This is a genomic window from Klebsiella sp. CN_Kp097 (assembly GCF_040064495.1).
GTDB lineage: Bacteria > Pseudomonadota > Gammaproteobacteria > Enterobacterales > Enterobacteriaceae > Klebsiella > Klebsiella aerogenes.
Map to the genome: position 1 here is coordinate 94,422 of NZ_JBEAIL010000019.1, position 23,724 is coordinate 118,145.

The window sequence follows — 23,724 nt, forward strand, 5'->3', positions numbered from 1 at the left end:
TGACGCCGGTTACTCCAGCACGATCTCCATGCCGTCGTATCCCGCCTCGAACCCTTTCGGCAGCGGGTTATCCATCATCCAGCGGTCGAACTGATGGCTGATATGGGTGAGGATCACCCGCGGGCAGCCAAGTACCTGGTTCAGCGCGCGCACGGTATTCAAGTCGCTGTGGTTGCGCGGTGTCTCTGTTCTGGGCTCGTGGCTGCAATCGATGACAATCACCTGCGGCTGATTATTAAGTAAAAACTTCAGCGTCTTCTCCGGCAGCCCGGCGGTATCCGCAAGCCAGGCCACCCGGCTGTGCGCCGACTCCAGCAGATAGCCGTAGGTCAGCTTCGAGTGGATTAACGGCAGCGGCGTGACCTGTAGCCCCTGTAATTCAAATACCGTGAAGGGGATAACGGTGTGGCTAAAATCGAGGATGCCGGGATGTTTAAACAGATCGTCGCAGCCGATGTCATCCGGCGGGCCGTACACCGCAATCGGATCGCCCACCCCCCAGCGCAGGGGGAACAGCCCCTGCACGTGATCCATATGGTAATGCGTCAATAAAATCTGCTGGAAGCTGCCAGCGGGCTGGCGTTCCGCCAGATCCGCCAGCCCGGCGTCGAGCAGCGTGACCGCATGGTTAAAGCGCACCACCGCGCTGCAGGGGCGGCGGCGATAGCGAGCATCGACGCGGGCGCGCTGGCAGGCGGCGCAGTCGCAGCCGAAGACCGGCACCTGCTGGGCGCCGCCGGTGCCGGTCAGGCGGATCGTCAGGCTCATCGTATTACCTTACCCTCAGGCATGCTGATTCTCTTCACGTCCGGCGTGCTGGCGCAACAGCTGGAAGAAACGCTCTACCGATTGCCCGAGGCTGCCGTCGTTATTCAACGTCAGGCAATCGGCCGGTTTATAGCGCGCGGCGCGTTGCAGGCGTTGGGCGATTTCCACGGCATTTTCCCGACCGCGCTGTTCAAGCCGCTGGCGCAACACCGTTGGCGAAACTTCGAGACAAATCGGTACCAGTACGTCATCGTAACGTTCCCGCGCCTGCGCCAGATGCGCGCGCGAGCCGTTGGCGACCACATCAAAACCGGCATGCAGCCAGAGGTCGATCTCTATGCCGACGCCATAGTAATTATTGTTGGCATGCCAGCTTAGCGCGAAAAGATTACGCTCGGCGCGGGTGAAAAACTCATGCTCGCTGAGCGCAATATGGTTCTCGCAGCCCACCAGGTGCGGGCGGGTGATGTAGCGATGCGCGACCAGCAGTTGCGGATGCTCACGCTGGCGCAGCGCGGCCAGCAGACTATCCTTTCCCGACCCCGAGGGGCCGACCAGCCAAATCAGTTTTCCAGGCATTAAAAGACCCTCTTTCCCTGACGCCAGACGTGATCGATATGGACGTGCTGGCCGCGGCGGTGCGCGAGCACCAGATCGGCGCGTTTGCCTTCGGCGATGACGCCGCGGTCATGCAGGCCCAGCGCCTGCGCAGGATGTTTGCTGACCAGACGGACAGCCTGCGCCAGCGTGAAAGCGTTGTCGTCGCTATCGGCGATGCGGAAAGCGGCATCAAGCAGGCTGGCGGGGTAGTAGTCGGAAGAGAGAATATCCAACAGGCCGCTGGCGGCCAGTTGATGCGCGGCGACATTGCCGGAATGCGAGCCGCCGCGCACGATATTCGGCGCCCCCATCAACACATTCATTCCGTGCTGGCGCGAAGCCTGCGCGGCGGCCAACGTGGTGGGAAATTCGGCAATCACGCTGCCAAGCTGGTGGGATTCGGCGACATGTTCATGAGTGGCGTCGTCGTGGCTGGCGAGAGCGATTTGGCGCTCCCGACACATTGCGGCGATAGCCTGGCGATTAGGCTGCGACCAGGCCGCCGCCAGCGCCATTTGCTCTTCTTCGAAGCGTTGCATCTGCTCGCTGCTGAGCTGATATTTGCCCTGATAATATTCGCGATATTTTTCGCGGTTGGCGAACTGGCGTTGACCCGGCGAGTGGTCCATCAGCGACACCAGGGTGACCGGCTCGCGGTCGACCAGCTTTTCAAACAGCGGCAGAGTGGTGTGGTGCGGCAGTTCACAGCGCAGATGCAGGCGGTGCTCGGCGCGGTTAAGCCCGCGTTTTTGCGTCTCTTCCACCGCGTTGATCATCTTTTCCAGATTCTCAAGGCGGTCGCCGCCGTCGCGCACGTCGCCAATCGCCACGGCGTCGAGTACGGTGGTGATGCCGCTGGCGACCATCAAAGCATCGTGGCTGCTCATCGCCGAGTGTGCAGGCCAGTCAACCTTTGGCCGCGGGGTGAAAAATTTATCCAGGTTATCGGTATGGAGTTCGATAAGCCCCGGCAGCAGCCAGCCGCCTTCGCCATCGAGGGCGCCGGGCTGTCGGCTCTGGCTCTCGGCAAAGGCGTAAATTCGTCCATCCTGCACTTCCAGTGAGCCGTTGATGGTTTCGTCTTCCAGTACCAGCTTTACGTTATTGATTATCATACAGTGATACCCATTGGGTGCAGGCGATCGGCGACCTGGCCGCGTACCGTTTCATCATGGAAAATACCGACGATAGCTGCGCCGCGCGCTTTAGCCTGCTGGATCAGCGCCACCACCGCAGCGCTGTTGTTGGCATCCAGCGAGGCGGTGGGTTCATCAAGGAGTAAAATCGGATAGTCGACCGCAAAACCGCGGGCGATGTTGACCCGCTGCTGTTCGCCGCCGGAAAAGGTGGACGGCGCCAGATGCCACAGACGCTCCGGCACGTTGAGCTGGGTCAGCAGGCGGGCGGCTTTAGCGGCGCTCTCTTCGCGCGGCGTACCGAGGTCGAGCAGCGGCTGCATGACGACTTCCAGTGCGGATATCCGCGGGATCACCCGCAGAAACTGGCTAACCCAACCGATAGTGGTTTTACGCACTTCCAGCACCTTGCGCGGCGTGGCGGTCACAAGATCTACCCATTCGTCGCCGTGGCGGATATGAATATGACCGCTGTCCGGCAGATAGTTAGCGTACAGCGAGCGCAGCAGCGTCGATTTACCGCTGCCGGAATGGCCGTGCAGCACCACGCACTCCCCGGCGTTAACGGTGAGCGAAGCGTCGGCGAGCACCGGCAGGCGTACGCCGTGCTGTTGGTGCAGAACAAAGGTTTTATGGATGTTTTCAACGCGGATCATTTTAGCCCTCTCGGGGTTGGAGTGCCGGGTGGCGCTTCGCTTACCCGGCCTACGAATAACGCACCTGTAGGCCGGATAAGGCGCAGCCGCCATCCGGCAAAACAGCATCAATTCTGCAACACCGACGACACCAGTAGCTGGGTGTAAGGATGATGCGGATCGTCGAGCACCCGGTCGGTTAAGCCACTTTCCACCACCTGTCCTTGTTTCATCACCAGCAGGCGGTTCGCCAGCAGGCGGGCGACGCCGAGATCGTGGGTGACTATCACCGCCGCCAGCCCTAACTCCACTACCAGCCCGCGCAGGAGATCGAGCAGGCGCGCCTGTACCGAGACGTCCAGCCCGCCGGTGGGTTCATCCATAAACACCAGTTTCGGCTGCGTCACGAGATTGCGGGCGATTTGCAAGCGCTGCTGCATGCCACCGGAAAAGGTGGTCGGCAGGTCGTCGATGCGGGAAGGCGGGATCTCCACCTCCTGCAGCCAGCGTTCGGCGGTGGCGCGAATGTCGCCGTAGTGGCGGGCGCCGGTCGCCATCAGCCGTTCGCCGATGTTGCCGCCCGCCGAGACCTGGCGACGCAGGCCGTCCATTGGGTGCTGATGCACGACGCCCCATTCAGTGCGCAGCAGGCGGCGGCGTTCGGCTTCGCTCATGGCATATAGCGAGCGCTGTTGATACCGCACTTCACCCTGTTGCGGCGCCAGACGAGCGGAAATCGCTTTCAGCAGCGTGGTTTTACCGGAGCCGGATTCGCCGACGATGCCGAGCACTTCGCCCGGCCACAGCTCGAAAGAGACATCGCTAAAACCTTTTCCCGGCGCATAGAGATGGGTCAGGTGATTGACTGTAAGTAACGGCTGGCTCATTTTTTCTGCGCCTCGCTCTGTTGGCGGCAATAGTCGGTATCGGAGCAGACAAACATCCGCTGGCCGCTGTCATCCAGCACCACTTCGTCAAGATAGCTGTGGCGCGAACCGCAAATGGCGCAGGGTTCATCCCACTCCTGCACGCTAAACGGGTGATCGTCGAAATCGAGGCTTTCGACTGCGGTATAGGGCGGCACCGCGTAGATACGTTTTTCGCGCCCGGCGCCGAACAGCTGCAGCGCCGGCATCATGTGCATTTTGGGGTTATCGAATTTCGGGATCGGCGAAGGGTCCATCACGTAGCGGCCGTTCACCTTCACCGGATAGGCGTAGGTGGTGGCGATGTGGCCGAAGCGGGCGATATCCTCATACAGCTTCACCTGCATTACGCCGTACTCTTCCAGCGCGTGCATGGTGCGGGTTTCGGTTTCGCGCGGTTCGATAAAGCGCAGCGGCTCCGGGATCGGCACCTGATAGATCAGGATCTGATCTTCCACCAGCGGCGTTTCCGGGATCCGGTGGCGGGTCTGGATCAGGGTGGCGTCTTCGGTGCGTTCGGTGGTGGCGACGCCGGTTACGCGTTTAAAGAACTGGCGGATCGACACCGCGTTGGTGGTGTCATCGGCGCCCTGATCGATGACCTTCAGTACGTCGTTCTCGCCGATAACGCTGGCGGTCAGTTGGATCCCGCCGGTACCCCAACCGTAGGGCATCGGCATTTCACGGCCGCCGAAGGGCACCTGATAGCCGGGAATGGCCACCGCTTTCAGTATCGCCCGGCGGATCATGCGCTTGGTTTGCTCATCAAGATAAGCAAAGTTATAGCCAGTCAGTGGGTTAGCCACGTTCGTTCTCCCGTTGCAGGCGTTTCAACAGCGCCAGTTCGGCCTGGAAATCGACATAGTGCGGCAGTTTCAGATGCGAGACGAAGCCGGCGGCTTCAACGTTATCGGCGTGCGCCAGCACGAACTCTTCGTCCTGGGCCGGTCCGCTTATCTCTTCGCCGTATTCCGGCGCCTGAAGGGCGCGATCGACCAGCGCCATGGCCATCGCTTTACGCTCGCTCATGCCAAACGTCAGGCCGTAGCCGCGGGTGAAGTGCGGCGGCTCATCCTCTGGATCGACAAAGCCGTTGACCATTTCGCATTCGGTCAGCAGCAGCTCGCCAATATTGACGCTAAAACCCAGCTCTTCCGGCACGATTTCCACCTGCACGTAGCCGCTGCGGATCTCGCCGGCAAATGGGTGGTTGCGGCCATAGCCGCGCTGGGTTGAGTAGGCCAGCGCCAGCAGATAGCCTTCATCGCCGCGTACCAGCTGCTGCAGCCGCGAGGAGCGCGAGCAGGGATAGACCGGCGGGGTGCGGGTGATATCGTCAGGGGGCGTGCCGCAGTCCGCTTCCGCTTTGGCCAGCCCCTGCTGCGTCAGCAGGTTGAAGACGTGCGGCGTCGGCTGCGTTTCGCTATCGGCTCTCTGTACAGACGGCGGTTCGCCGTTGGCCAGCAGGGTAAAATCGAGCAGGCGGTGGGTATAGTCGTAAGTCGGGCCCAGCAGTTGGCCGCCGGGGATATCTTTGTACACCGCGGAGATCCGGCGTTCGAGGCGCATCCCGGCGGTATCAATCGGTTCGCTGACTGCCAGCCGCGGCAGGGTGGTGCGGTAGGCGCGCAGCAGGAAAATGGCTTCGACGTTATCGCCGCTAGCCTGCTTCAGCGCCAGCGCCGCCAGTTCGCGGTCGGCGATGCCGCCTTCGGTCATCACCCGGTCCACTGCCAGGCTGAGCTGTTCGCTTATCTGCTCGACGCTCAGTTCAGGAAGCCGTCCATCGCCTCGTCGTTTCTGCTCTTGCAAAGCGTGAGCGGCGCTAATCGCCTTCTCGCCGCCTTTGACGGCAACATACATTTAGCACACCTCCACGTGGGTGGTACGCGGGATAGCCAGCAGGCGCTCGCCGCAGGTCAGGATCAGGTCAATGCCCAGTGGGAACGGGTGCGGGCGTTCGGTTAATTCGTCGATGATGCAGTCCGGCAGTTGGGGGGCGATCATTCGCTCCTCGGCAATGCCCGCGCCGGTCAGGCGCAGCATGCGTCCGCCGCTCAGGCTGGCTAGTTGAACAATCAGCGTGACGCCGGTTTCCGGCGCGGCCGCAGTACCGGCGGAAAGGACATTAAGCTGTTCGGCGCTGATGGTGTCGCAGGCGACGGCAAATACCGCCTGCTGCGGCTGTTCCACCAGCGTCGCGCCGGTATGGAAGCGCAGATTTTGGCTGACCAGATCGTTATGCAGCGCGGCGGCCATCCACACCGGGGTGTCGTGATCGGCCAGGGTCAATAACAGACTGGTGGAGGCGATATTCAATGGCTGCCAGCCGTGCTGAAGCTGCTGCAGGGAGACAATCACTCCCGGCTCGCTCATTGCTTTCAGCAGGCGGCGGAAACTGTGTTGGGCATCCTGCACCGGTAGGGTAAAGGCGGTTTGTAATGTCATGCGTTATCTCCGCGAACCAGAGTAAAGAAGTCGACCCGGCTGGCGTTGACTTCGGCACGGCGGGCGTCGAGGCGCGCGCTGCGTTGTGCTTCCAGCGGGGTAATGAGGGTTTCCATTAAGGTGTGAAAATAGTGAGGCGATTGCAGCAGGCCGTCGATCGCCGCGCAGCGCTCGGCGTGTGGGCGGTCGCGGCCCAGAATCCAGCTGTAGCCGAGGGTGCCATCGGCCAGGCGCACGGCGGCGCGGGTCAGAGTGGCGTCACCGGCAAAGAAACGATCGCCGATACCGCCCATACGCGCCTGGAGCTGTACCAGCCCGGTTTCCGGGGGGCGAATTAATTCATACTCCGGCGCCAGCCGCAGCGATTGCATGCGCGCCAGAAGGTCCTGCGGGTCACTGTGGGCCAGCACGGACATCCAGCGCTGGCGGGTGGCGGTATCGAAGTGCATTCAGTGCTCCATGGTGAATTCAATCATGTCGGCGCGGGTCAGGCTGACGGAGTACTCCGTCGTGACTGTCTCGCCCTCGCGGCTATTGAGCGTGCGTACGCACAGCAGTGGCGCCATATTGGGGATTTCCAGCAGCTTGCTCTCTTTCGCCTGCGCGCGGCGGGCGCTGATTTTGGTGCGTACGCGGGTCAGTTCGATGGCGAGTTGGTCGCGCAGCAGGTCGTGTAGCGAGCCATGGGTGAAGGTTTGCAGCACCGGCCAGAAGCGCAGGTCGGCGAAGTAGTGGTCAATCAAACACAACGCCACGCCGTTAACCCGGCGCAGGGTGCGCAGATGAATGACGGTTTCGCCTTCGGCGATGCCAAAGGCTTCGGCGACATGGCTGCTGGCCGGGCGCAGCACCGACAGCAGTTTCTCGCTGGTCGGGTGGCTGCCTTGTTCCAGCAGATTCTGGCTAAAACGCGCCTGGGCGTTGAGCGGGTAGTCGATGGGGCGCATCAATACCAGTACGCCGACGCCCTGGCGGCGCTGGACCCATCCGCGTTCCACCAGCTGATCGATGGCGCGGCGTAGGGTGTGGCGGTTAACTTCAAAGCGCGCCGCCAGCTGTTGTTCCGCAGGCAAATAGTCGCCGCAGCGATAGTGATGGCGCAGCTCCTGTTCAAGCCTGGCGGCAATTTCCTGATACCGGGTGGGGTAACTGGTCGGATGTCTGGATAAGTACATGGTTATCGAGCCTCACTAAGTACCTTGGGGTTCCCCGTTGAGCGTGGGCCGATACTGACGCGTTTTTGTTACATTCCTGTTAAGTCACGATGACCGCAGGATGAAGAGTTAATGCCGGTGAGATGACAGGGCGGAGAAGCCGCCCTGGAGAGAAGATTAGGGTTGTTTGACGACGTTAACCATCCACGGCACGCCGAAGCGATCGACCACTTTGCCGAAACCGTGGGCCCAGAAGGTCTCCTGCCATGCCATTTCGATGCGCCCGCCATCGGCCAGCGCCTCAAACCAGTGTTTGCCTTCAGCAATATCTTTCGGCTCCAGCACGAGGACGAATCCTGCGTAATGTTCCATGTCGCTACTGGGGCTATCGCTCAACATCAAAATACTGTCGGCGACCTGCAGGCTGGCGTGGGCGATGCAGTCGGCGGCAAGATGTTGCCCGGAGGCGCAACCATCTTCGGCATCCTGGGCGCTCTGCGGCATTTCGCCGTAGGTGATTTGGTGGATAAGCTGCGCCCCCAGCGCCTGCTGATAGAAGGCGATGGCGGCAGCGCAGTTGCCGCTAAAAGCGATGTAAGGACTCAGGGACATAACCATGACCTCAGATAACCAATGACCCATAAAGCGTAGTTGGTGACGGGCAAAAGAAGCCAGGCGGCAAAGCGGGGTGAATTTTTCTGAAAATGCGTCGCCGCGTGGCGGGAAGGCAGAGACGAAATGAGAATTGATCGCGCGGTTCGGCCTGGAGATTTCGGGAATAATTTTCGCGAAATTAGCAAAATAATTTCGCCGCGATCCGCCGCTGATATTCGGACGTGCCGGCGAGGTTGCCGCCAGCGCCGGAAAAATAATGACGCTGGCGCAAAAAAAATTAATTAGTTCTTTTTGACGAATTCAGATTTCAGCTTCATCGGGCCAAAACCGTCAATTTTGCAGTCGATGTTGTGATCGCCTTCGACCAGACGGATATTCTTCACTTTGGTGCCGATTTTCAGCATGGAAGAGCTGCCTTTTACCTTCAGATCTTTCACCACGGTCACGCTGTCGCCATCGGCAAGTAAGTTGCCGTTAGCGTCTTTTACAATCAGCGCGTCGGCATCGTCGGCCGGCTCGGCATTGTTCCACTCGTGGGCGCATTCCGGGCAAATGTACATGCCGTTATCTTCATATGTGTATTCAGAATGGCATTTTGGGCAGTGTGGAAGTTGCATGGCGTTCCTCGTGATTACTGGGAAAAACAGGACGTTGGTCCGTTAAACAGCGGCTGTGAGCCGAAAGTGCGGCTGATTATAGCGCAATCCCGCACTTTTGTCGGGCATTTTTTCCAGGAAATAACGCAGGGTAATTATTTTGGCTTTGCGGAGAATATGCTGAAAAACAGACGCTAATAAAGTCCAGAAATAAACATCGGCGGCGAAACAGAGATTGAACTTATTCATTTTATTTGGCTCTGTAATTAAGCTGGGCGAATTTTTCGTGAAGTTGATCCCAAATTTAAACGCTGGTAGGGTAAAAAGGGATGTAAGTAAATTCGTCACTGCATATTTGGTAAGTGAATTATTAATTTAAGGCCAGAGCAGGCGTCAACAGGTTCGGTTGTACACTCTGTCAGAAAGACAGTGCAGGCAAACCTGCTACGCTTGAAATGTGGAGCACAGCACTTCGCCGCTCCCAACGTACGTCGCGAATGACCTCGTCATTTGGCGAGGAGTCGTGCGCTCAAGGCGATAGCACAGAGGAAAAGTATGCTTAAAAGGAAAAAAATAAAGCCGATTACGCTTAGGGATGTCACTATCATCGATGATAGCAAGCTGCGAAAAGCCATCACCGCGGCCTCGCTCGGTAATGCGATGGAGTGGTTCGATTTCGGTGTGTATGGTTTTGTGGCTTATGCCCTCGGTAAAGTCTTCTTCCCCGATGCCGATCCCAGCGTGCAGATGATTGCCGCGCTCGGTACTTTCTCGGTTCCTTTCTTGATTCGTCCGCTCGGCGGCCTGTTCTTCGGGATGCTCGGCGATAAATACGGTCGACAAAAAATCTTAGCGATCACCATCGTTATCATGTCGATAAGTACATTCTGTATCGGTCTTATTCCGTCGTATGCCACCATTGGTATCTGGGCGCCGATTCTGCTGCTGTTGTGTAAAATGGCGCAGGGCTTCTCGGTAGGCGGCGAATATACCGGGGCGTCGATCTTCGTGGCCGAATACTCGCCTGACCGTAAACGCGGGTTTATGGGCAGTTGGCTGGACTTCGGTTCGATTGCCGGCTTCGTAATGGGCGCAGGCGTGGTGGTACTGATTTCCAGCGTCGTGGGCGAAGAGAACTTCCTCGACTGGGGCTGGCGTATTCCGTTCTTCCTGGCGCTGCCGCTGGGGATTATCGGCCTGTACCTGCGTCACGCGTTAGAAGAGACCCCGGCGTTCCAGCAGCACGTGGATACCCTTGAACAGGGCGACCGCGAAGGCCTGCAGGAGGGTCCGAAAGTCTCCTTTAAAGAGATTGCCACCAAACACTGGCGCAGCCTGCTGACCTGTATTGGCCTGGTGATTTCCACTAACGTGACCTACTACATGCTGTTGACCTACATGCCGAGCTACCTGTCGCACAACCTGCACTACTCGGAAGATCACGGCGTACTGATTATTATCGCCATCATGGTCGGCATGTTGTTTGTCCAGCCGGTTATCGGCATGCTGAGCGACCGTTTTGGCCGTCGTCCGTTTATCCTGGTGGGTAGCGTCGCGCTGTTCACGCTGTCTATCCCGGCCTTTATCATGATTAACAGTAACGTGATTGGCCTGATCTTCGCCGGTCTGCTGCTGCTGGCGGTGGTGCTGAACTGCTTTATCGGCGTGATGGCCTCATCGCTGCCGGCGATGTTCCCGACCCACATTCGCTTCAGCGCTCTGGCCAGCGCCTTTAACATCTCGGTGCTGATCGCCGGTCTGACGCCGACGCTGGCGGCATGGCTGGTGGAAACCACCCAGAACCTGATGATGCCGGCTTACTATCTGATGGTGATTGCGGTGATTGGCCTGATTACCGGCCTGTCGATGAAAGAGACCGCTAACCGTCCGCTGAAAGGGGCGACGCCGGCGGCGTCCGATATCCAGGAAGCGAAAGAAATTCTGGGCGAGCACTACGATAACATCGAACATAAAATCGAAGATATCGATCAGGAAATCGCCGACCTGCAGGAAAAACGCGCCCGTCTGGTACAGCAGCATCCACGTATCAACGACTAACCGTTTTAAGCTGTGAAAAATGCCGCCGTGGGAGACCCCGGCGGCATTTTTTATGGCTGCGGCGGCGCGAGGCTGTGGCGGCGCTGCTGGCTCAATTTACGGTACTGCTGCGGCGGCATGCCGACATAGCGGGTGAAGGTACTGTAGAAGCGGCTGCTGGAGCGGAACCCGGCGGTGAGGGCGATATCAAGAATGGTCTTATCGGTATCGCTCAGCAGCGCGCGTACGTGATTGATGCGCATGGCGGTAATGTACTGCTTCATGGTCTGCTGCATTACCCGCTGAAAAACGCCCATCGCGTAGTTCGGATTGAGTTTAACGTGTTCGGCGACGGCATCGACGGTCAGCGCCTGGTCATAATGGGCGGCGATAAATTCCAGCATCTGGCTAACGTAAAATTGTGCGTGGCGCGAGACGCTGTTCTTGTGCGTGCGCGAGGTCTTATTGACCAGAATCGGCTGCCAGCCGGCGAGGCTCAGCCGCTTGAGCATCAGGGCGATTTCATCGATCGCCAACTGGCGAATCTGTTCATTCTCGTGATTCAACTCCTGCTGCCAACGGCGCACTTCAAAAGCGCTTAACTGCTGGGCGGCGAGAGATTTAATCACCATCCCGTGGGTGACGTGGTTTATCAGTTCGCGATCCAGCGGCCACGACAGAAACAGATGCATCGGCAGGTTGAATATCGCCATCTGCTGGCAGTCGCCGGGGCGGGTCAACTGATGCGGCGTACAGGCCCAAAACAGGGTGATATAGCCTTTCTCAATGCGCACCACTTCATTGTTAATCAAATACTCCACGTCGCCGTCGAACGGCACGTTGACCTCTACCTGGCCGTGCCAGTGGCTGGTGGCCATGGCGTGCGGGGGGCGCAGTTCGATATCCATGCGCTGATACTCGGAATAGAGCGCCAGCGGGCTGCGGCTCTGCTTTTCATCGCTGCTGCACATGTGCGGGTCGGGGGGCAGGGAAGTGAAGCGGTGTTCCATCATGGGCGGATTCCTGGATCGTCAGAGTGGCTGCGTTTTTAGCCTGAACTGATTACAGCTTAGCGGAATCATCGGCCCGTTTTCTCTCCTTTTAAGCCGATCTATTCCCAAAAACTCAGATTTTGTGGCGTTCAATGGCCGATCTGAGTTTCCGGGAATGCTCCGGTGGGAACGGGGCAGCGCAGCGGCGAGCGGCATGCCACTCTGAAAGTGTTCAATGACCTGATGGAGAGAGCGCGATGTCCGCCCCAAAAATTACCTTTATCGGCGCCGGTTCGACGGTGTTTGTTAAAAATATTCTCGGTGATGTTTTCCAGCGCCCGGCGTTGAAATCGGCGCATATCGCGCTGATGGATATCGACGAAACCCGGCTGGAAGAGTCGCATACCGTGGTGCGAAAGCTGATGGATTCCGTCGGTGCGAATGGCGAAATTAGCTGCCATCGCGATCGTAAAACCGCCTTGCACGACGCCGATTTTGTCGTCGTCGCCTTCCAGATTGGCGGCTATGAACCCTGTACTGTCACCGATTTCGAAGTCTGTAAACGTCACGGCCTTGAGCAGACCATTGCCGATACGCTGGGGCCGGGAGGCATTATGCGCGCGCTGCGCACCATCCCGCACCTGTGGGCTATCTGCGACGACATGACCGAGGTTTGCCCAAACGCCACCATGCTTAACTACGTTAATCCGATGGCGATGAACACCTGGGCGATGTACGCCCGCTACCCGCATATCAAGCAGGTGGGTCTGTGTCACTCGGTGCAAGGCACAGCAGAAGAGCTGGCGCGCGATCTTAACCTCGACCCGGCGGATTTACGCTACCGCTGCGCGGGTATTAACCATATGGCGTTCTATCTGTCGCTGGAGAAAAAGCTCGCGGACGGCAGCTACGTCAGTATCTATCCCGACCTGCTGCAGGCCTACGCCGAAGGGCGGGCGCCGAAACCGAACCTGCATGGCAATCCGCGCTGCGAAAACATCGTCCGCTATGAGATGTTCAAAAAGCTGGGCTACTTTGTCACCGAATCGTCGGAGCATTTCGCCGAATACACGCCATGGTTTATCAAGCCGGGACGCGACGATCTTATCGCCCGCTATAAAGTACCGCTGGATGAGTACCCCAAACGCTGCGTCGAGCAGCTGGCCAACTGGCATAAAGAGCTGGAGAGCTATAAGAGCGGCGAGCGGATCGAGGTTAAACCTTCGCGCGAGTATGCCAGCACCATCATGAACGCTATCTGGACCGGCGAGCCAAGCGTGGTGTACGGCAACGTGCGCAACGATAATCTTATCGACAACCTGCCGCAGGGCTGCTGCGTGGAAGTTGCCTGCCTGGTGGACGCCAACGGCATCCAGCCGACGAAAGTGGGCGCGCTGCCGGCGCATCTGGCGGCGCTGATGCAGACCAACATCAACGTGCAGACGCTGCTGACGCAGGCGATCCTCAACGAAGACCGGGATTACGTCTATTACGCCACGATGATGGATCCGCACACCGCTGCGGTGCTGGGGATCGAAGAGATCTACGCGCTGGTGGACGATCTGATCGCCAGCCACGGCGACTGGCTGCCGGCCTGGCTGCACCGCTAATCTTCTCATGCCGCCGAGGGATCTGGCCCGGCGGCGCCTGCCATGCTCTATCAAACGCTAAAGGAGGCGCTGGCGACAGCGACCTGTACCCTATGAGTATTTCAATGACAACAAAGCTCAGCTACGGATTTGGTGCTTTTGGTAAAGATTTCGCTATCGGTATCGTTTACATGTATCTGATGTATTACTACACCGATATTGTTGGCCTATCGGTTGGGGTGGTTGGCACCTTGTTTCTGGTGGCGAGGATCCTTGATGCGATAGCCGATCCGATCATGGGATGGATCGTCAACTGCACGCGATCGCGATGGGGGAAATTCAAGCCGTGGATCCTGATCGGAACTATCACCAACTCGGTGGTGCTGTATATGCTGTTCAGCGCCCATCACTTCAGCGGCGGAGCGCTACTGGCGTGGGTGTGGCTGACCTACCTGCTGTGGGGCTTCACCTATACCATCATGGATGTGCCGTTCTGGTCGCTGGTGCCGACCATTACCCTTGATAAACGCGAACGTGAACAGCTGGTGCCTTACCCGCGCTTTTTCGCCAGCCTTGCCGGGTTTGTGACGGCCGGGGTCACACTGCCGTTTGTCAGCGCCGTCGGCGGCGCCGATCGCGGCTTCGGTTTCCAGATGTTTACCCTGGTGCTGATTGCCTTTTTCGTAATTTCCACCCTCGTTACCTTGCGCAACGTGCATGAGGTTTACTCGTCGGATAGCGGCGTGAGCGAGGATTCCAGCCATCTTTCACTGCGTCAGATGGTGGCGCTCATCTATAAAAACGATCAGCTGGCCTGCCTGTTGGGCATGGCGCTGGCCTATAACACGGCGGCGAATATCATTGCCGGCTTCGCGATTTATTACTTTACCTACGTCATTGGCAGCGCGGAGATGTTCCCGTATTACATGTCCTACGCGGGGGCGGCGAATTTACTGACGCTGATCTTGTTCCCTCGACTGGTAAAAGGGCTGTCGCGGCGCATTCTGTGGGCGGGGGCATCGATCATGCCGGTGCTGGGCTGTGGCGTGCTGTTGCTGATGGCGCTGAGCGGCGTTTACAACCTCGCGCTGATTTCGCTGGCCGGGGTGCTGTTGAATATCGGCACCGCGCTATTCTGGGTGCTGCAGGTCATTATGGTGGCCGATACCGTCGACTACGGCGAATATACGATGAATATCCGCTGCGAAAGTATCGCCTACTCGGTGCAGACGCTGGTGGTCAAAGCTGGTTCGGCGTTTGCGGCCTGGTTTATCGCCATCGTGCTGGGTATCATTGGCTACGTGCCGAATGTTGTGCAGTCGTCCCACACGCTGCTGGGGATGCAGGCGATAATGATTGCGCTGCCGACGCTCTTTTTTGCCCTGACGCTGTTTCTCTATTTCCGTTATTACAAGCTGAATGGCGATATGTTGCGACGTATTCAGATTCACCTGCTGGATAAATATCGTCGGGTACCGGAAAATGTCGTCGAGCCGGAACGGCCGATTGTGGTACCCAATCAGGTGTAAAAAGCGTGCGCAAACCGCTGGCGAAAGAGGGGAGGGATGCTCTCTTTTTGCACAAAAATAGCGTTTAAAACAGACAGAAATGAAAATTTTTAGTTCTCTGTTTTGTCTCTATAAGTTCTCTCTTTGAACTCAATGGGTTAATCGAAATCTCCATTGTTTCTCAAATAAAACTCGGAATTGTCTCTTTTTCGTGCTCTTGCGCTGCTTTTTAACTCTTGCTACTCTTTTTGGGTCTTAAATTTTCTCTTCTTTGTCTCAGTGATGGAGCAATGCGATGCGCATTTTTATCGATGATGGTTCAACCAATATCAAAATGCTGTGGGAGCAAGATGGCGAAACTTTCACCCATATCAGCCCCAATAGTTTTAAACGAGGCTGGTCTGCCACCTTCGGCGCCGGGAAGCCATTTAACTACACCGTGGATGATGAAAAGTACTCTTTCGACCTGATCACCCCCGATGCATTACCCACCAACAATATTGATTGGCAATACAGCCCGTTGAACTCCATCGCTGTCCACCATGCGCTGTTGACCAGCGGTCTGGAACCGCAGGATGTCGAGATTGTGGTCACCCTGCCGCTGACCGAATTTTATGATGAAGATGCGCAATATCGTCTTGATAACATTGAGCGTAAGAAAAAGAGCCTGCTTCGCGAAGTTAAACTGAATAAAGGCGTGGTGTTCAATATCACCAAAGTCACCGTGCGTCCGGAATCCATTCCGGCGGGTATCAGCCTGTGTGATGAGCTGAAACCGTCGCATTCGGTGCTGATTGTCGACCTCGGCGGCACCACGCTGGATATTTCGATGGTGGCCGGGCAAATGACCTCGGTTTCGCGCATTTACGGTGACCCGAAGCTGGGCGTGTCGCTGGTGACCGACGCCGTTAAGCTGGCGCTGGCGCGGGCGAATACCGATACCTCCAGTTATAACGTTGATCAGATAATCATCAACCGCCACGACGAAGAGTATTTGACCGATAACATCAACGATCCGGATGCGGTATCTGAGGTGAAAAAGGTTATCTCCAATAGCATCGAACGCCTGACGACTCGCGTTCTGACGGCGATTGATAGTTTTAAAGGCTATTCGCACGCCATCGTGATTGGCGGCGGCGCGCCGCTGGTTGCCGATGCGATTCGCGAACGTATGGGTCTGCGCGAAGATCGCTTTGTGGTGGCCGACGAGCCGCAGTTCGCCCTCGTGCGTGGTCTGAAAATTATTGGTTAAGGAGCGTCTATGACTCTGGACCGCAGAAAGGTTCTGATATACCTGCGCCCGGATATCAGCGCCAGCGAGCGCTTTGCGGACGCGAAAATTGAGGCCCATCACCGCGGCGATCGCGGGGATATGTCGCGTACGGCGCTGTTGGCCGGGTTAGCGTTGGGTGAAGTTGATAGCCGGCTGCCGTCAATGCTGGCGGCGCTGCTGGCGGAAGATACGCCACCGGAGACGCTGCGCAGAATGCTGGCCTCGTTTCTTGAGATTCAGCCAGCCTCTTCCGTTCCGGCATCCGCGCCAGCGGCCGCGCCGGTTAAGGCGCCCGAGCCGCCTGCACCGGTGAGCGAGAGCGTCTCCGCGCGTAATCTCGCCGGCTCGCTGCCGGATTAAGCGCTTATCCCGGCTTTCGCTACGCTCAGCCGGGCTACGGTTTGCGCCGTGAGCGAGCTGTAGCCCGGGTAAGGCGGAACGCCGCGACCCGGGAAATTTCCCGGCTTACGCTACGCTCAGCCGGGCTACCGTTTGCGCTGTGAGCGACCTGTAGCCCGGGTAAGGCGGAACGCCGCGACCCGGGAATTCCGCTTAGCTATGGGTCAAAAAGCGGGCCAGACGCTGCTGCAGTAGTCGATTTTCGCGGGTGAGTCGCGCATTTTCATCCAGCAGCGTCAACGCCACCGCAATCCCCGGCCAGTCCAGCTCCAGCTCGTTACGCAGGCGCACTGCGCGATGCACAATCGTCACCGCGCTGTCGTCAAACAGCCAGGTTTCAGCCTGCGGCTGGTGCGGCTCAATCATCCCTAAGCCGACGATTTCCGTCAGCTCCTCTTCCGACACCCCGGTGCGCAGGCACAACTCGGTGATGGTAAACGTCACTGTTACTTTAGCCATCAGGCTTTCCCCCATGTCTTACGCGGATCGAAGCTGGCTTCGCTTTCGGCGAGCTGCTGCCAGAGCTCACGCGCTTTTTCATCTGGTTTTGGCGGCATAACGATTTTGATGACGGCGAACAAATCGCCGGTGTGGGTTTTGCTCACCAACCCTTTGCCCTTGATACGCAGCCGTTGTCCCGCCTGACTACCCGCTGGAATTGTCAGCAGAATGCTCTCTTTTAACGTCGGTACGGTGACTTTCGCCCCCAGCGCGGCTTCCCACGGCGCCAGCGGCAGTACGATCTCCAGGTTATGACCGTTGATGTCGAACAGCGGATGCGGCGCGATATGAATCACCAGCCACAGATCGCCATTCGGGCCGCCGTTTTCGCCCGGTGTCCCCTGACCTTTCAGGCGAATACGCTGGCCATCGCTGACCCCCGCCGGAATTTTCACATTCAGCGTTTTCGGCGTTTCACTCTCAACCATGCCGAAGACGTTATAGACCGGCAGCTTGTAGCTGATGGTACGAGTCTGTTCGGCGAGGGTTTCTTCGAGGAACACCGCCACTTCGATTTCGACATCGTGGCCGCGCTCGGCGCGCTGGCGGCGGGCGTGATGCGCCTGCTGGCCGAACATCGAGGAGAAGATATCGTCGAAGTCCTGCTGGCTGTAGCTTTGTTCGTGGGCGTGCTGCTGGCGGTTGAACTGCGGATCGTTGCGGTGCTGCCAAAGTTGGTCATATTCGGCGCGACGCTGATCGTCTTTGAGAACTTCCCATGCTTCGGCGAGATCTTTGAATTTTGCTTCGGCATCGGGTTCTTTGCTGACGTCGGGGTGATATTTACGAGCCAAACGGCGATAGGCGGTCTTGATGGTTTTCAGATCGTCCGTTGGCTTAACCCCCAGAATGGTATAATAATCCTTTAATTCCATGGTGTTATCTCATTTATGCTCAAAAATCTGGTCACAGAATCCCTGGATCAGGCGGCTCTATTAAGCGTAGGGCAAATGAGAAAGGGTGGCGGAGAAAAGTGGCGAAAACTTGACGCCGTCGGGGGTGACGGCGTTCAGTGATTATTCTGGGGTACCGGAGCGGTAGTTGCGCCGCCATCCTTCCAGCAGCACCAACGCCGCGCCAATGGCCCCGGCAACAAAATGTAGATAATTCGGGGAATGGGGGAACAGCTGAACAAAGGTCGGGTCGGTTATCATCATTGAACCGGCAATCCAGCCAATCAGCGCGCCGCCCAGTAATACGACCGAGGGAAAGCGGGTCAGGATTGCCAACACCAGCTTACTACCGGCGACAATAATCGGAATGCTGATTAATACCCCCAGCGCCACCAGTAACAGATGGCCTTTACCGGCGGCGGCCACGGCCAGTACGTTATCCAGCGACATGATGACATCGGCGACGGTGATGGTGACGGCGGTGCGCCATAGGCTGCTTGAGCTGCTGATATCGCTCTCTTCTTCCTCGTTGGCGACCAGCTTAATGCCAATCCACAGTAGCAGTAGCGCGCCGACGATTTTTAGCCACGGCAACGACAGTAAATAGAGTGCCACCGCCAGCAGCGCGACCCTGGCGATAATCGCGCCGAGAGTACCGATAACAATGGCTTTGGTGCGCAGATGCGCCGGCAGCTTGCGGCAGGCCATGGCGATGACCACCGCGTTATCGCCGCCTAATAACAAATCGATGGCGATGATTTGTAGCAAAATGACGGCGAAGTCCCACTGACTCAATATTTCGTTCATGCCTGGCTCGTATTGCAAATAATGTCGATCAAAAAAGATGGGCGCAGGGTACTCCCGTTCTTCGCCCCTGACCACCCTTCAAGCCGTAGGGGGAATCGGGGCGTCTGACAAATAAAGTTACGAATCAATGCATAGACTGACAATGATTCGCCGCCAAAGGATGATATTTTGTCCGATTAGGCTCACCTGCCGTCTACTTTTTCGTAAGGACTTTTCAATATGTCTGGCATCAAGAATCTACTTATTCTCGCCCTGGCGGGCGCTTCCCTGCTGCCGGCGCTGGCCAGCGCCGCTGACGCGCCGGCCGCGACTTTCACCGCGGAGCAGGAAGCGCGTATTGGCAAAATCGCCGCTGACTACCTGGTCGCTCATCCGGAAGTGCTATTGCAGGCCAGCCAAAAGCTGCAGCAAATTCAGGCGGAACAGCAGGCCAGCGCCGCTACCCAGGCGGTAATCAAGAATGCCGACAAGCTGACGCAGGATAAGGCCACGCCAACCTACGGCCCGGCTAACGGTAAAGTTACCGTTATCGAGTTCTTCGATTATCAATGCATCTACTGTAGCCGCCTCGCGCCGGTTATGGAGCAGGTAATTAAAGACCATCCGCAAACCCGCTTTGCTTTCAAAGAGTGGCCGATTTTCGGCAGCCGCTGGGCAACCTCGCTGGACGCGGCGAAAACCGGTCTGCAGATATATCAGCAGAAAGGGGCCGAGGCCTACCTGACTTACCACAACGGCGTTTACGCCACCGGGCATAACGAAGGTAAACTGACGGCGGCGGATATTCAGCAGCAGGCGAAAAAGGTGAACTTTGACGCCAAAAAAGCGGCGGATGTCGAACCGGCGCTGGACAACATTAACCAGCTGGCGCAGGAGATTGGCTTAAGCGGTACGCCTGGCGTGATTGTTATGCCGACTACCGGCGCGACCGAAGCGACCATTACCGTCTTCCCGGGACTGGCTGACAAAGCCTCGCTGGATGCGGCGATTAAGAAAGCCGGCGGTCAGTAATCTCACCGGGCTGAAAGAGGAAAGGCCGCACGTGATGCGGCCTTTTTGGTGGTCCCGTTAGCGTTCGTCTTCCTCGTTCTGATTGATTTTTAAATCAATGATTCTGCCAATCTGGTCGTGGTATACCGTCAGCAGATTATATTGGCTCATCTCGGAAATGATCTGCGGCGCGATATTAAAGCTCTCCGCCAGCTCTTCATGGCGCAGCGAGGCCATGCTGCCGTGCCGTCGGGCGTTATAACGGCGTAGATTGTACTGATACCACAAAATCAGCAGCCAGCCGTTAATTGCCGCCACCAGTAAATAGACCAGCACGGTATTAAACGACGCCATAATCGCGTCCCAGCTGTCGTTACCGCGCTCGGTAAACTGCATCAGCAGGTTGGCATACAGAAAAAAGGCGAAGCCGGCCCACGCGATAGCGGTTAACACGCCGTCAAAGATCCGCGGCAGCATACGATGCTCGGTTAAGATCAGGGTTTGTTCGTTCATGACATTCTTCCTTTACCTCTATCGGGGCTGACCCAGCGAGCCCTGGCGCGTTTACGTTTCAACATGACTTTGGGGAAGGCGACGATGGTGGTTAACAGGCCGATCATCCAGTACACCATCGGAAACCAGATCACCCAGAACAGCGAGCCGGCGACGCCGCGTTCATAGCGCCGTTCGATGTACAGGCTGGCGATAAACTGCAGCAGACACATCACCCCCAGCAGTAGCCCGGTAAATTCCGGCGGAAAAAGGCTGCGGACGGTCAGGTTTTCCGGCAGCGGGGCAAAATGGCTGGCGATGAACAGAAAAATGGTGACCGCATAGGCGAAGGCCCACAGCGTGGAGAGGGCATATTCGAGGAACAGCGGCCACATCCGGTGATGCTCCCAGCGAAACAGGCGGCGCAGATTGACCAGGAAAACCTCGGCGCCGCCCTGCGCCCAGCGTAACCGCTGTTTCCACAGCCCCTTCAGCGTCTCCGGCATCAGGATCCAGCACAGCGCCCGCGGCTCGAAGAAAATCGCCCAATGGCGTAGCTGCAGCTTCCAGCTGATATCGATATCTTCGGTGATCATATCCGGGCTCCAGTAGCCGACGTCCGCCAGCGCCTGGCGACGAAAAGCGGCAATCACTCCGGAGACGGTAAACACCCGGCCGTAAATACGCTGGGTACGCTTAATCAGCCCGATTATCGAAGAGAACTCGCCGACCTGAATGCGGCCAATCAGCGTCGATCGAGTACGAATTCGCGGGTTGCCGGTCACCGCGCCGACGTGGGGATACTGAATCAGCGGCGCCACAAGGTAGGCGGCGGTATCGCGATCGAGCAGGGCATCGCCGTCGATGCACACCAGCAAGTCCCCGCGCGCGGCGGCGGCGCCGGCTTTCAGCGCTACCGCTTTCCCCTGATTTTCGGCCAGATGAATCACCCGCAGCAGAGCGTACTCTTCCGCCAGTTGATTCAGCACCCTGGCGGTATCGTCGGAGGATCCGTCGTTGATGGCGATTACCTCAATGTTGCGATAGCGCTGCGCCAGCGCGGCTTCGATGGTCTCGCGGGCATTTTTCTCCTCGTTAAAGCAGGGAATCAAAATGGAGATCAACGGATTACCTACCAGCTCCGGCGGCGGGGTCTCTTTACCCCACGGCCAGTGGCGCTCCAGTTGAAACCAAAAGTAGAGTCCGCCGGTTATCCACAGCACCGACATAAACAGTGGCCAAAAAAAGACGAAATCCAGTATCAACTCGCCGGTGAAAACGGCGGCCACGCCCAGAGGCAGCCCGAAAACCAGGCATAAAATCGAAAATGCGATAATGCGATCAGTCATTGTTGGGATACCAGTACGATGAAAACAGGGGCCTGATTTTCGAGATATCAGGCTGATTATTAAGGAAATCGTCGGGGTAGTAGCCGTAATTGTTGACGCCGTTGAGCTGTAACGTCCGCATCCAGTCGACCAGCTGTTGGTCAGGGATGGCGTTCTGCTGAGGGAGATTCCAGTCTTTAGCCTGCAGCTCAAAAATGGTTTTCTTCAATGCGCCCGGCCTGGCGCTGACGGCGCGCACCAGGCGAGCCAGCCACGCATCGCTTTCCGCGACCGGAACGGATTCCATCAGCGGCATCGCCATCGGCACCGTCCAGTCGTAGGCCGCCAGAAAATCATCCAGATTCTGCGCGAACCAGGCCTCGCTTTCCGGCTGCAGGATCGGCAGGGCGAAGATATTGCGCGCGGTTCTCACCTGTGGGCCGCGAATCGCTTTCACGCTCTGGCTGAGCGTGCGGGTGAAGTCGATAAGCGTCTGGCTTTTAAACCGCGTCCAGGCGTGCAGCGCGGCGGGGTTTTGGCGGATCTGCGCGATATCCTCCCGATGGCCCGCCGCCCGCCAGGCGGCCATCGCCCCGGCGCCGGCATCCTCATAATCCGTTAGCACCGCGTCGTCGTGGAACAGCACGCCGTCAAAGGTCGCGTAGCGGGCAAGGTCCTGATAAATATCGCGGATCTCATCGCGCACCTGGCTGTTCCATGGCGACAGACGTACATAGGGGCGAGTGGCCTGGCGCAGCGTGTTGCTCTGCTCATCCCAGCGCTGTACGCGCGGCAGCGCACTGTCCAGATCGAACGCCAGCACCGGCATCCACGCATACACTTTGGCGCCGCCGCGCGTCTGCAATTGCCAGGCGACGAAATTAAACAGATCGGCGCGCATCGGCAGGCGGCGGTTGGGGAAGTAGAGCGCTTTCACCGTGCCGTCGCCGAGCGGATCGGAAAAGGCCTGCAGGAAAACGTGAGTGATTTTCATGTCGTAGACGCGCTGGATCAGCTTATCGATATTTTTGCGCTGCTGAGCCGGGTCTTTATCGTAGACATAATCAAGATCGACGTGCATCACCCGAACTGGTTCACGCTCCTGGATTTGCGTCACCTGGCTGGCGAAAGCCTTGATCGACGGATTACCGGAGATAAGCAGACGGGGAATATTATCCAGATCGCGCACATCGCCCAGACCATCGCCGAGGGTAAATGCCAGTTGATAGCCGCGATTTTTGGCGATAGCCAGCGATGTGCCGTTGGCGGCGCCGTAGGGCCATACCCAGGCGCGCGGCGCTTTGCCGGTGACATCGGCGATTTTGTCGCTCACTTTGCGCACGTCGGTATCGATGCGTTGGTGAAACTGCTGGTCGCTTTCGTAGCGTCCGCTGGCTTTATCATAAAAGCGGTTGGCAACCGCCGGTTCGCGGCTGCCCTGTGGATTGGCCTGAATACCGTAGTGTGAAGCCCAGGTATGCGCACCGATTTCAACCAGCGGCGATTGCGCGAGCTCGCGCACCATCTCCCAGGTGGCGAAACGCTCGCGCGGAGTCATCAGACCGCCGAAATCGACTTTTTTCTGTCCCGGCGTATCGACCCAGCTGCCTACCGGCGCCCATAGAGCCGGTACATTCCAGGCTTTTAACAGCGGCCAGACCCGGGTGTAAAAACTGCTGTAGCCATCATCGAAACTCAGCAGAAATGCCTTCGGCGGCAGGGTGATTAACCCCGCGTTGGCGTCGAGAATATTTTGCACGCTGACGGCCTTATAACCATTGTGCAGCAGCCAGCCGATTTGATCGTTGAGCGCGCTGGTACGCACCGCCAGATAGCGCTGATCGGCGGCATCGTCTTCCACATCGTGATAGGCCAGTACCAGAAACTTATTCTGCGGCCAGGGCTTATTCGCCTCCGGCTGCGGCCGCGCGTCCGGCGGCAGAAAAGGAATCGTCTCTGCGCGAAGCGCGCAGGTCATCAGGAGCCAGCCGATAACCATCAGGCTGATGCGGATACTTTTGTTGACCATGTTTATCC

The 23,724-nt window shown here is 57.8% G+C and carries 25 protein-coding genes; 6 read left to right on the forward strand and 19 right to left on the reverse strand.

What is annotated here, in order from left to right:
* Window positions 1–9 precede the first annotated feature (9 nt).
* From phnP to ABLV07_RS16835, 12 genes are all read right to left on the reverse strand, one after another.
* A complete protein-coding gene (gene phnP, locus ABLV07_RS16780; RefSeq protein ID WP_015368704.1) occupies window positions 10–768 on the reverse strand; it encodes a phosphonate metabolism protein PhnP in 759 nt (252 codons plus the stop codon).
* A gap of 15 nt (window positions 769–783) precedes the next feature.
* Window positions 784–1,347 (reverse strand): ribose 1,5-bisphosphokinase, encoded by a 564-nt coding sequence (phnN, locus tag ABLV07_RS16785; RefSeq protein ID WP_015368703.1) that lies wholly within the window; start codon window positions 1,345–1,347, stop codon window positions 784–786.
* Window positions 1,347–2,483, reverse strand: a complete 1,137-nt coding sequence (gene phnM / locus ABLV07_RS16790; RefSeq protein ID WP_045367887.1) for an alpha-D-ribose 1-methylphosphonate 5-triphosphate diphosphatase — start codon at window positions 2,481–2,483, stop codon at window positions 1,347–1,349. Before phnM ends, phnN begins: the two co-directional genes overlap by 1 nt.
* Window positions 2,480–3,160, reverse strand: coding sequence for a phosphonate C-P lyase system protein PhnL (gene phnL / locus ABLV07_RS16795; RefSeq protein ID WP_045362692.1), 681 nt, complete (start codon window positions 3,158–3,160; stop codon window positions 2,480–2,482). The genes phnM and phnL overlap by 4 nt, the downstream gene beginning before the upstream one ends.
* A 107-nt stretch (window positions 3,161–3,267) precedes the next feature.
* Window positions 3,268–4,026 (reverse strand): phosphonate C-P lyase system protein PhnK, encoded by a 759-nt coding sequence (gene phnK, locus ABLV07_RS16800; RefSeq protein ID WP_015368700.1) that lies wholly within the window; start codon window positions 4,024–4,026, stop codon window positions 3,268–3,270.
* Window positions 4,023–4,871 carry an alpha-D-ribose 1-methylphosphonate 5-phosphate C-P-lyase PhnJ gene (locus ABLV07_RS16805; RefSeq protein ID WP_015368699.1) on the reverse strand — a complete coding sequence of 283 codons (849 nt, stop codon included), beginning with the start codon at window positions 4,869–4,871 and terminating at the stop codon, window positions 4,023–4,025. Before ABLV07_RS16805 ends, phnK begins: the two co-directional genes overlap by 4 nt.
* The gene (locus ABLV07_RS16810; RefSeq protein WP_348853871.1) at window positions 4,864–5,928 is read right to left on the reverse strand and encodes a carbon-phosphorus lyase complex subunit PhnI; all 1,065 of its coding nucleotides are present in this window, start codon (window positions 5,926–5,928) and stop codon (window positions 4,864–4,866) included. The genes ABLV07_RS16805 and ABLV07_RS16810 overlap by 8 nt, the downstream gene beginning before the upstream one ends.
* Window positions 5,929–6,513, reverse strand: a complete 585-nt coding sequence (gene phnH, locus ABLV07_RS16815; RefSeq protein ID WP_045362698.1) for a phosphonate C-P lyase system protein PhnH — start codon at window positions 6,511–6,513, stop codon at window positions 5,929–5,931.
* Window positions 6,510–6,962, reverse strand: coding sequence for a phosphonate C-P lyase system protein PhnG (phnG, locus tag ABLV07_RS16820; protein ID WP_108683961.1), 453 nt, complete (start codon window positions 6,960–6,962; stop codon window positions 6,510–6,512). The genes phnH and phnG overlap by 4 nt, the downstream gene beginning before the upstream one ends.
* Window positions 6,963–7,688, reverse strand: coding sequence for a phosphonate metabolism transcriptional regulator PhnF (gene phnF, locus ABLV07_RS16825; protein ID WP_015368695.1), 726 nt, complete (start codon window positions 7,686–7,688; stop codon window positions 6,963–6,965).
* A gap of 156 nt (window positions 7,689–7,844) precedes the next feature.
* Window positions 7,845–8,279, reverse strand: a complete 435-nt coding sequence (yjdN, locus tag ABLV07_RS16830) for a VOC family metalloprotein YjdN (RefSeq protein ID WP_015704080.1) — start codon at window positions 8,277–8,279, stop codon at window positions 7,845–7,847.
* 284 nt (window positions 8,280–8,563) lie between these two features.
* On the reverse strand, window positions 8,564–8,899 hold the full coding sequence (locus ABLV07_RS16835; RefSeq protein WP_015368693.1) for a zinc ribbon domain-containing protein YjdM: 336 nt from the start codon (window positions 8,897–8,899) through the stop codon (window positions 8,564–8,566).
* 534 nt (window positions 8,900–9,433) lie between these two features.
* Between ABLV07_RS16835 and proP the strand changes: the two genes are divergently transcribed.
* Window positions 9,434–10,936, forward strand: a complete 1,503-nt coding sequence (proP, locus tag ABLV07_RS16840) for a glycine betaine/L-proline transporter ProP (protein WP_015368691.1) — start codon at window positions 9,434–9,436, stop codon at window positions 10,934–10,936.
* Window positions 10,937–10,986: 50 nt separating this feature from the next.
* On the opposite strand, the gene melR is transcribed toward proP, so the two are convergent.
* Window positions 10,987–11,925 (reverse strand): transcriptional regulator MelR, encoded by a 939-nt coding sequence (gene melR / locus ABLV07_RS16845; protein ID WP_026612426.1) that lies wholly within the window; start codon window positions 11,923–11,925, stop codon window positions 10,987–10,989.
* A 239-nt stretch (window positions 11,926–12,164) separates the two neighbouring features.
* Between melR and ABLV07_RS16850 the strand changes: the two genes are divergently transcribed.
* The 4 genes from ABLV07_RS16850 to ABLV07_RS16865 all read left to right on the forward strand — a co-directional run bounded on the left by ABLV07_RS16850 (window position 12,165) and on the right by ABLV07_RS16865 (window position 16,637).
* The gene (locus ABLV07_RS16850; RefSeq protein WP_103826187.1) at window positions 12,165–13,517 is read left to right on the forward strand and encodes an alpha-glucosidase/alpha-galactosidase; all 1,353 of its coding nucleotides are present in this window, start codon (window positions 12,165–12,167) and stop codon (window positions 13,515–13,517) included.
* A gap of 92 nt (window positions 13,518–13,609) precedes the next feature.
* The gene (gene melB / locus ABLV07_RS16855; protein WP_032709637.1) at window positions 13,610–15,025 is read left to right on the forward strand and encodes a melibiose:sodium transporter MelB; all 1,416 of its coding nucleotides are present in this window, start codon (window positions 13,610–13,612) and stop codon (window positions 15,023–15,025) included.
* Window positions 15,026–15,299: 274 nt separating this feature from the next.
* Window positions 15,300–16,256, forward strand: a complete 957-nt coding sequence (locus ABLV07_RS16860) for a plasmid stability protein StbA (protein ID WP_015368687.1) — start codon at window positions 15,300–15,302, stop codon at window positions 16,254–16,256.
* A gap of 9 nt (window positions 16,257–16,265) precedes the next feature.
* A complete protein-coding gene (locus tag ABLV07_RS16865) occupies window positions 16,266–16,637 on the forward strand; it encodes a plasmid partitioning/stability family protein (protein WP_348853872.1) in 372 nt (123 codons plus the stop codon).
* Window positions 16,638–16,829: 192 nt separating this feature from the next.
* On the opposite strand, the gene cbpM is transcribed toward ABLV07_RS16865, so the two are convergent.
* The 3 genes from cbpM to ABLV07_RS16880 form a co-directional block, all read right to left on the reverse strand.
* Window positions 16,830–17,135 (reverse strand): chaperone modulator CbpM, encoded by a 306-nt coding sequence (gene cbpM / locus ABLV07_RS16870; protein ID WP_015368685.1) that lies wholly within the window; start codon window positions 17,133–17,135, stop codon window positions 16,830–16,832.
* Window positions 17,135–18,052 carry a curved DNA-binding protein gene (gene cbpA, locus ABLV07_RS16875; protein ID WP_047057455.1) on the reverse strand — a complete coding sequence of 306 codons (918 nt, stop codon included), beginning with the start codon at window positions 18,050–18,052 and terminating at the stop codon, window positions 17,135–17,137. Before cbpA ends, cbpM begins: the two co-directional genes overlap by 1 nt.
* Before the next feature lie 141 nt (window positions 18,053–18,193).
* On the reverse strand, window positions 18,194–18,877 hold the full coding sequence (locus ABLV07_RS16880) for a TerC family protein (protein ID WP_348853873.1): 684 nt from the start codon (window positions 18,875–18,877) through the stop codon (window positions 18,194–18,196).
* Window positions 18,878–19,096: 219 nt separating this feature from the next.
* Between ABLV07_RS16880 and ABLV07_RS16885 the strand changes: the two genes are divergently transcribed.
* Window positions 19,097–19,888, forward strand: coding sequence for a DsbA family protein (locus tag ABLV07_RS16885; protein ID WP_059476360.1), 792 nt, complete (start codon window positions 19,097–19,099; stop codon window positions 19,886–19,888).
* A gap of 57 nt (window positions 19,889–19,945) precedes the next feature.
* Here the strand turns inward: ABLV07_RS16885 and pgaD are convergent, their stop codons facing one another.
* From pgaD to pgaB, 3 genes are read right to left on the reverse strand one after another with little or no spacing between them, the layout of a single operon-like run.
* Window positions 19,946–20,380: a poly-beta-1,6-N-acetyl-D-glucosamine biosynthesis protein PgaD gene (pgaD, locus tag ABLV07_RS16890; RefSeq protein WP_015704090.1), complete on the reverse strand. Its 435-nt coding sequence runs from the start codon at window positions 20,378–20,380 to the stop codon at window positions 19,946–19,948.
* On the reverse strand, window positions 20,377–21,708 hold the full coding sequence (pgaC, locus tag ABLV07_RS16895) for a poly-beta-1,6-N-acetyl-D-glucosamine synthase (protein WP_020079842.1): 1,332 nt from the start codon (window positions 21,706–21,708) through the stop codon (window positions 20,377–20,379). The genes pgaD and pgaC overlap by 4 nt, the downstream gene beginning before the upstream one ends.
* Complete coding sequence (gene pgaB, locus ABLV07_RS16900; protein WP_020079841.1) at window positions 21,701–23,716, reverse strand: poly-beta-1,6-N-acetyl-D-glucosamine N-deacetylase PgaB; 2,016 nt, start codon at window positions 23,714–23,716, stop codon at window positions 21,701–21,703. Before pgaB ends, pgaC begins: the two co-directional genes overlap by 8 nt.
* Window positions 23,717–23,724 lie beyond the last annotated feature (8 nt).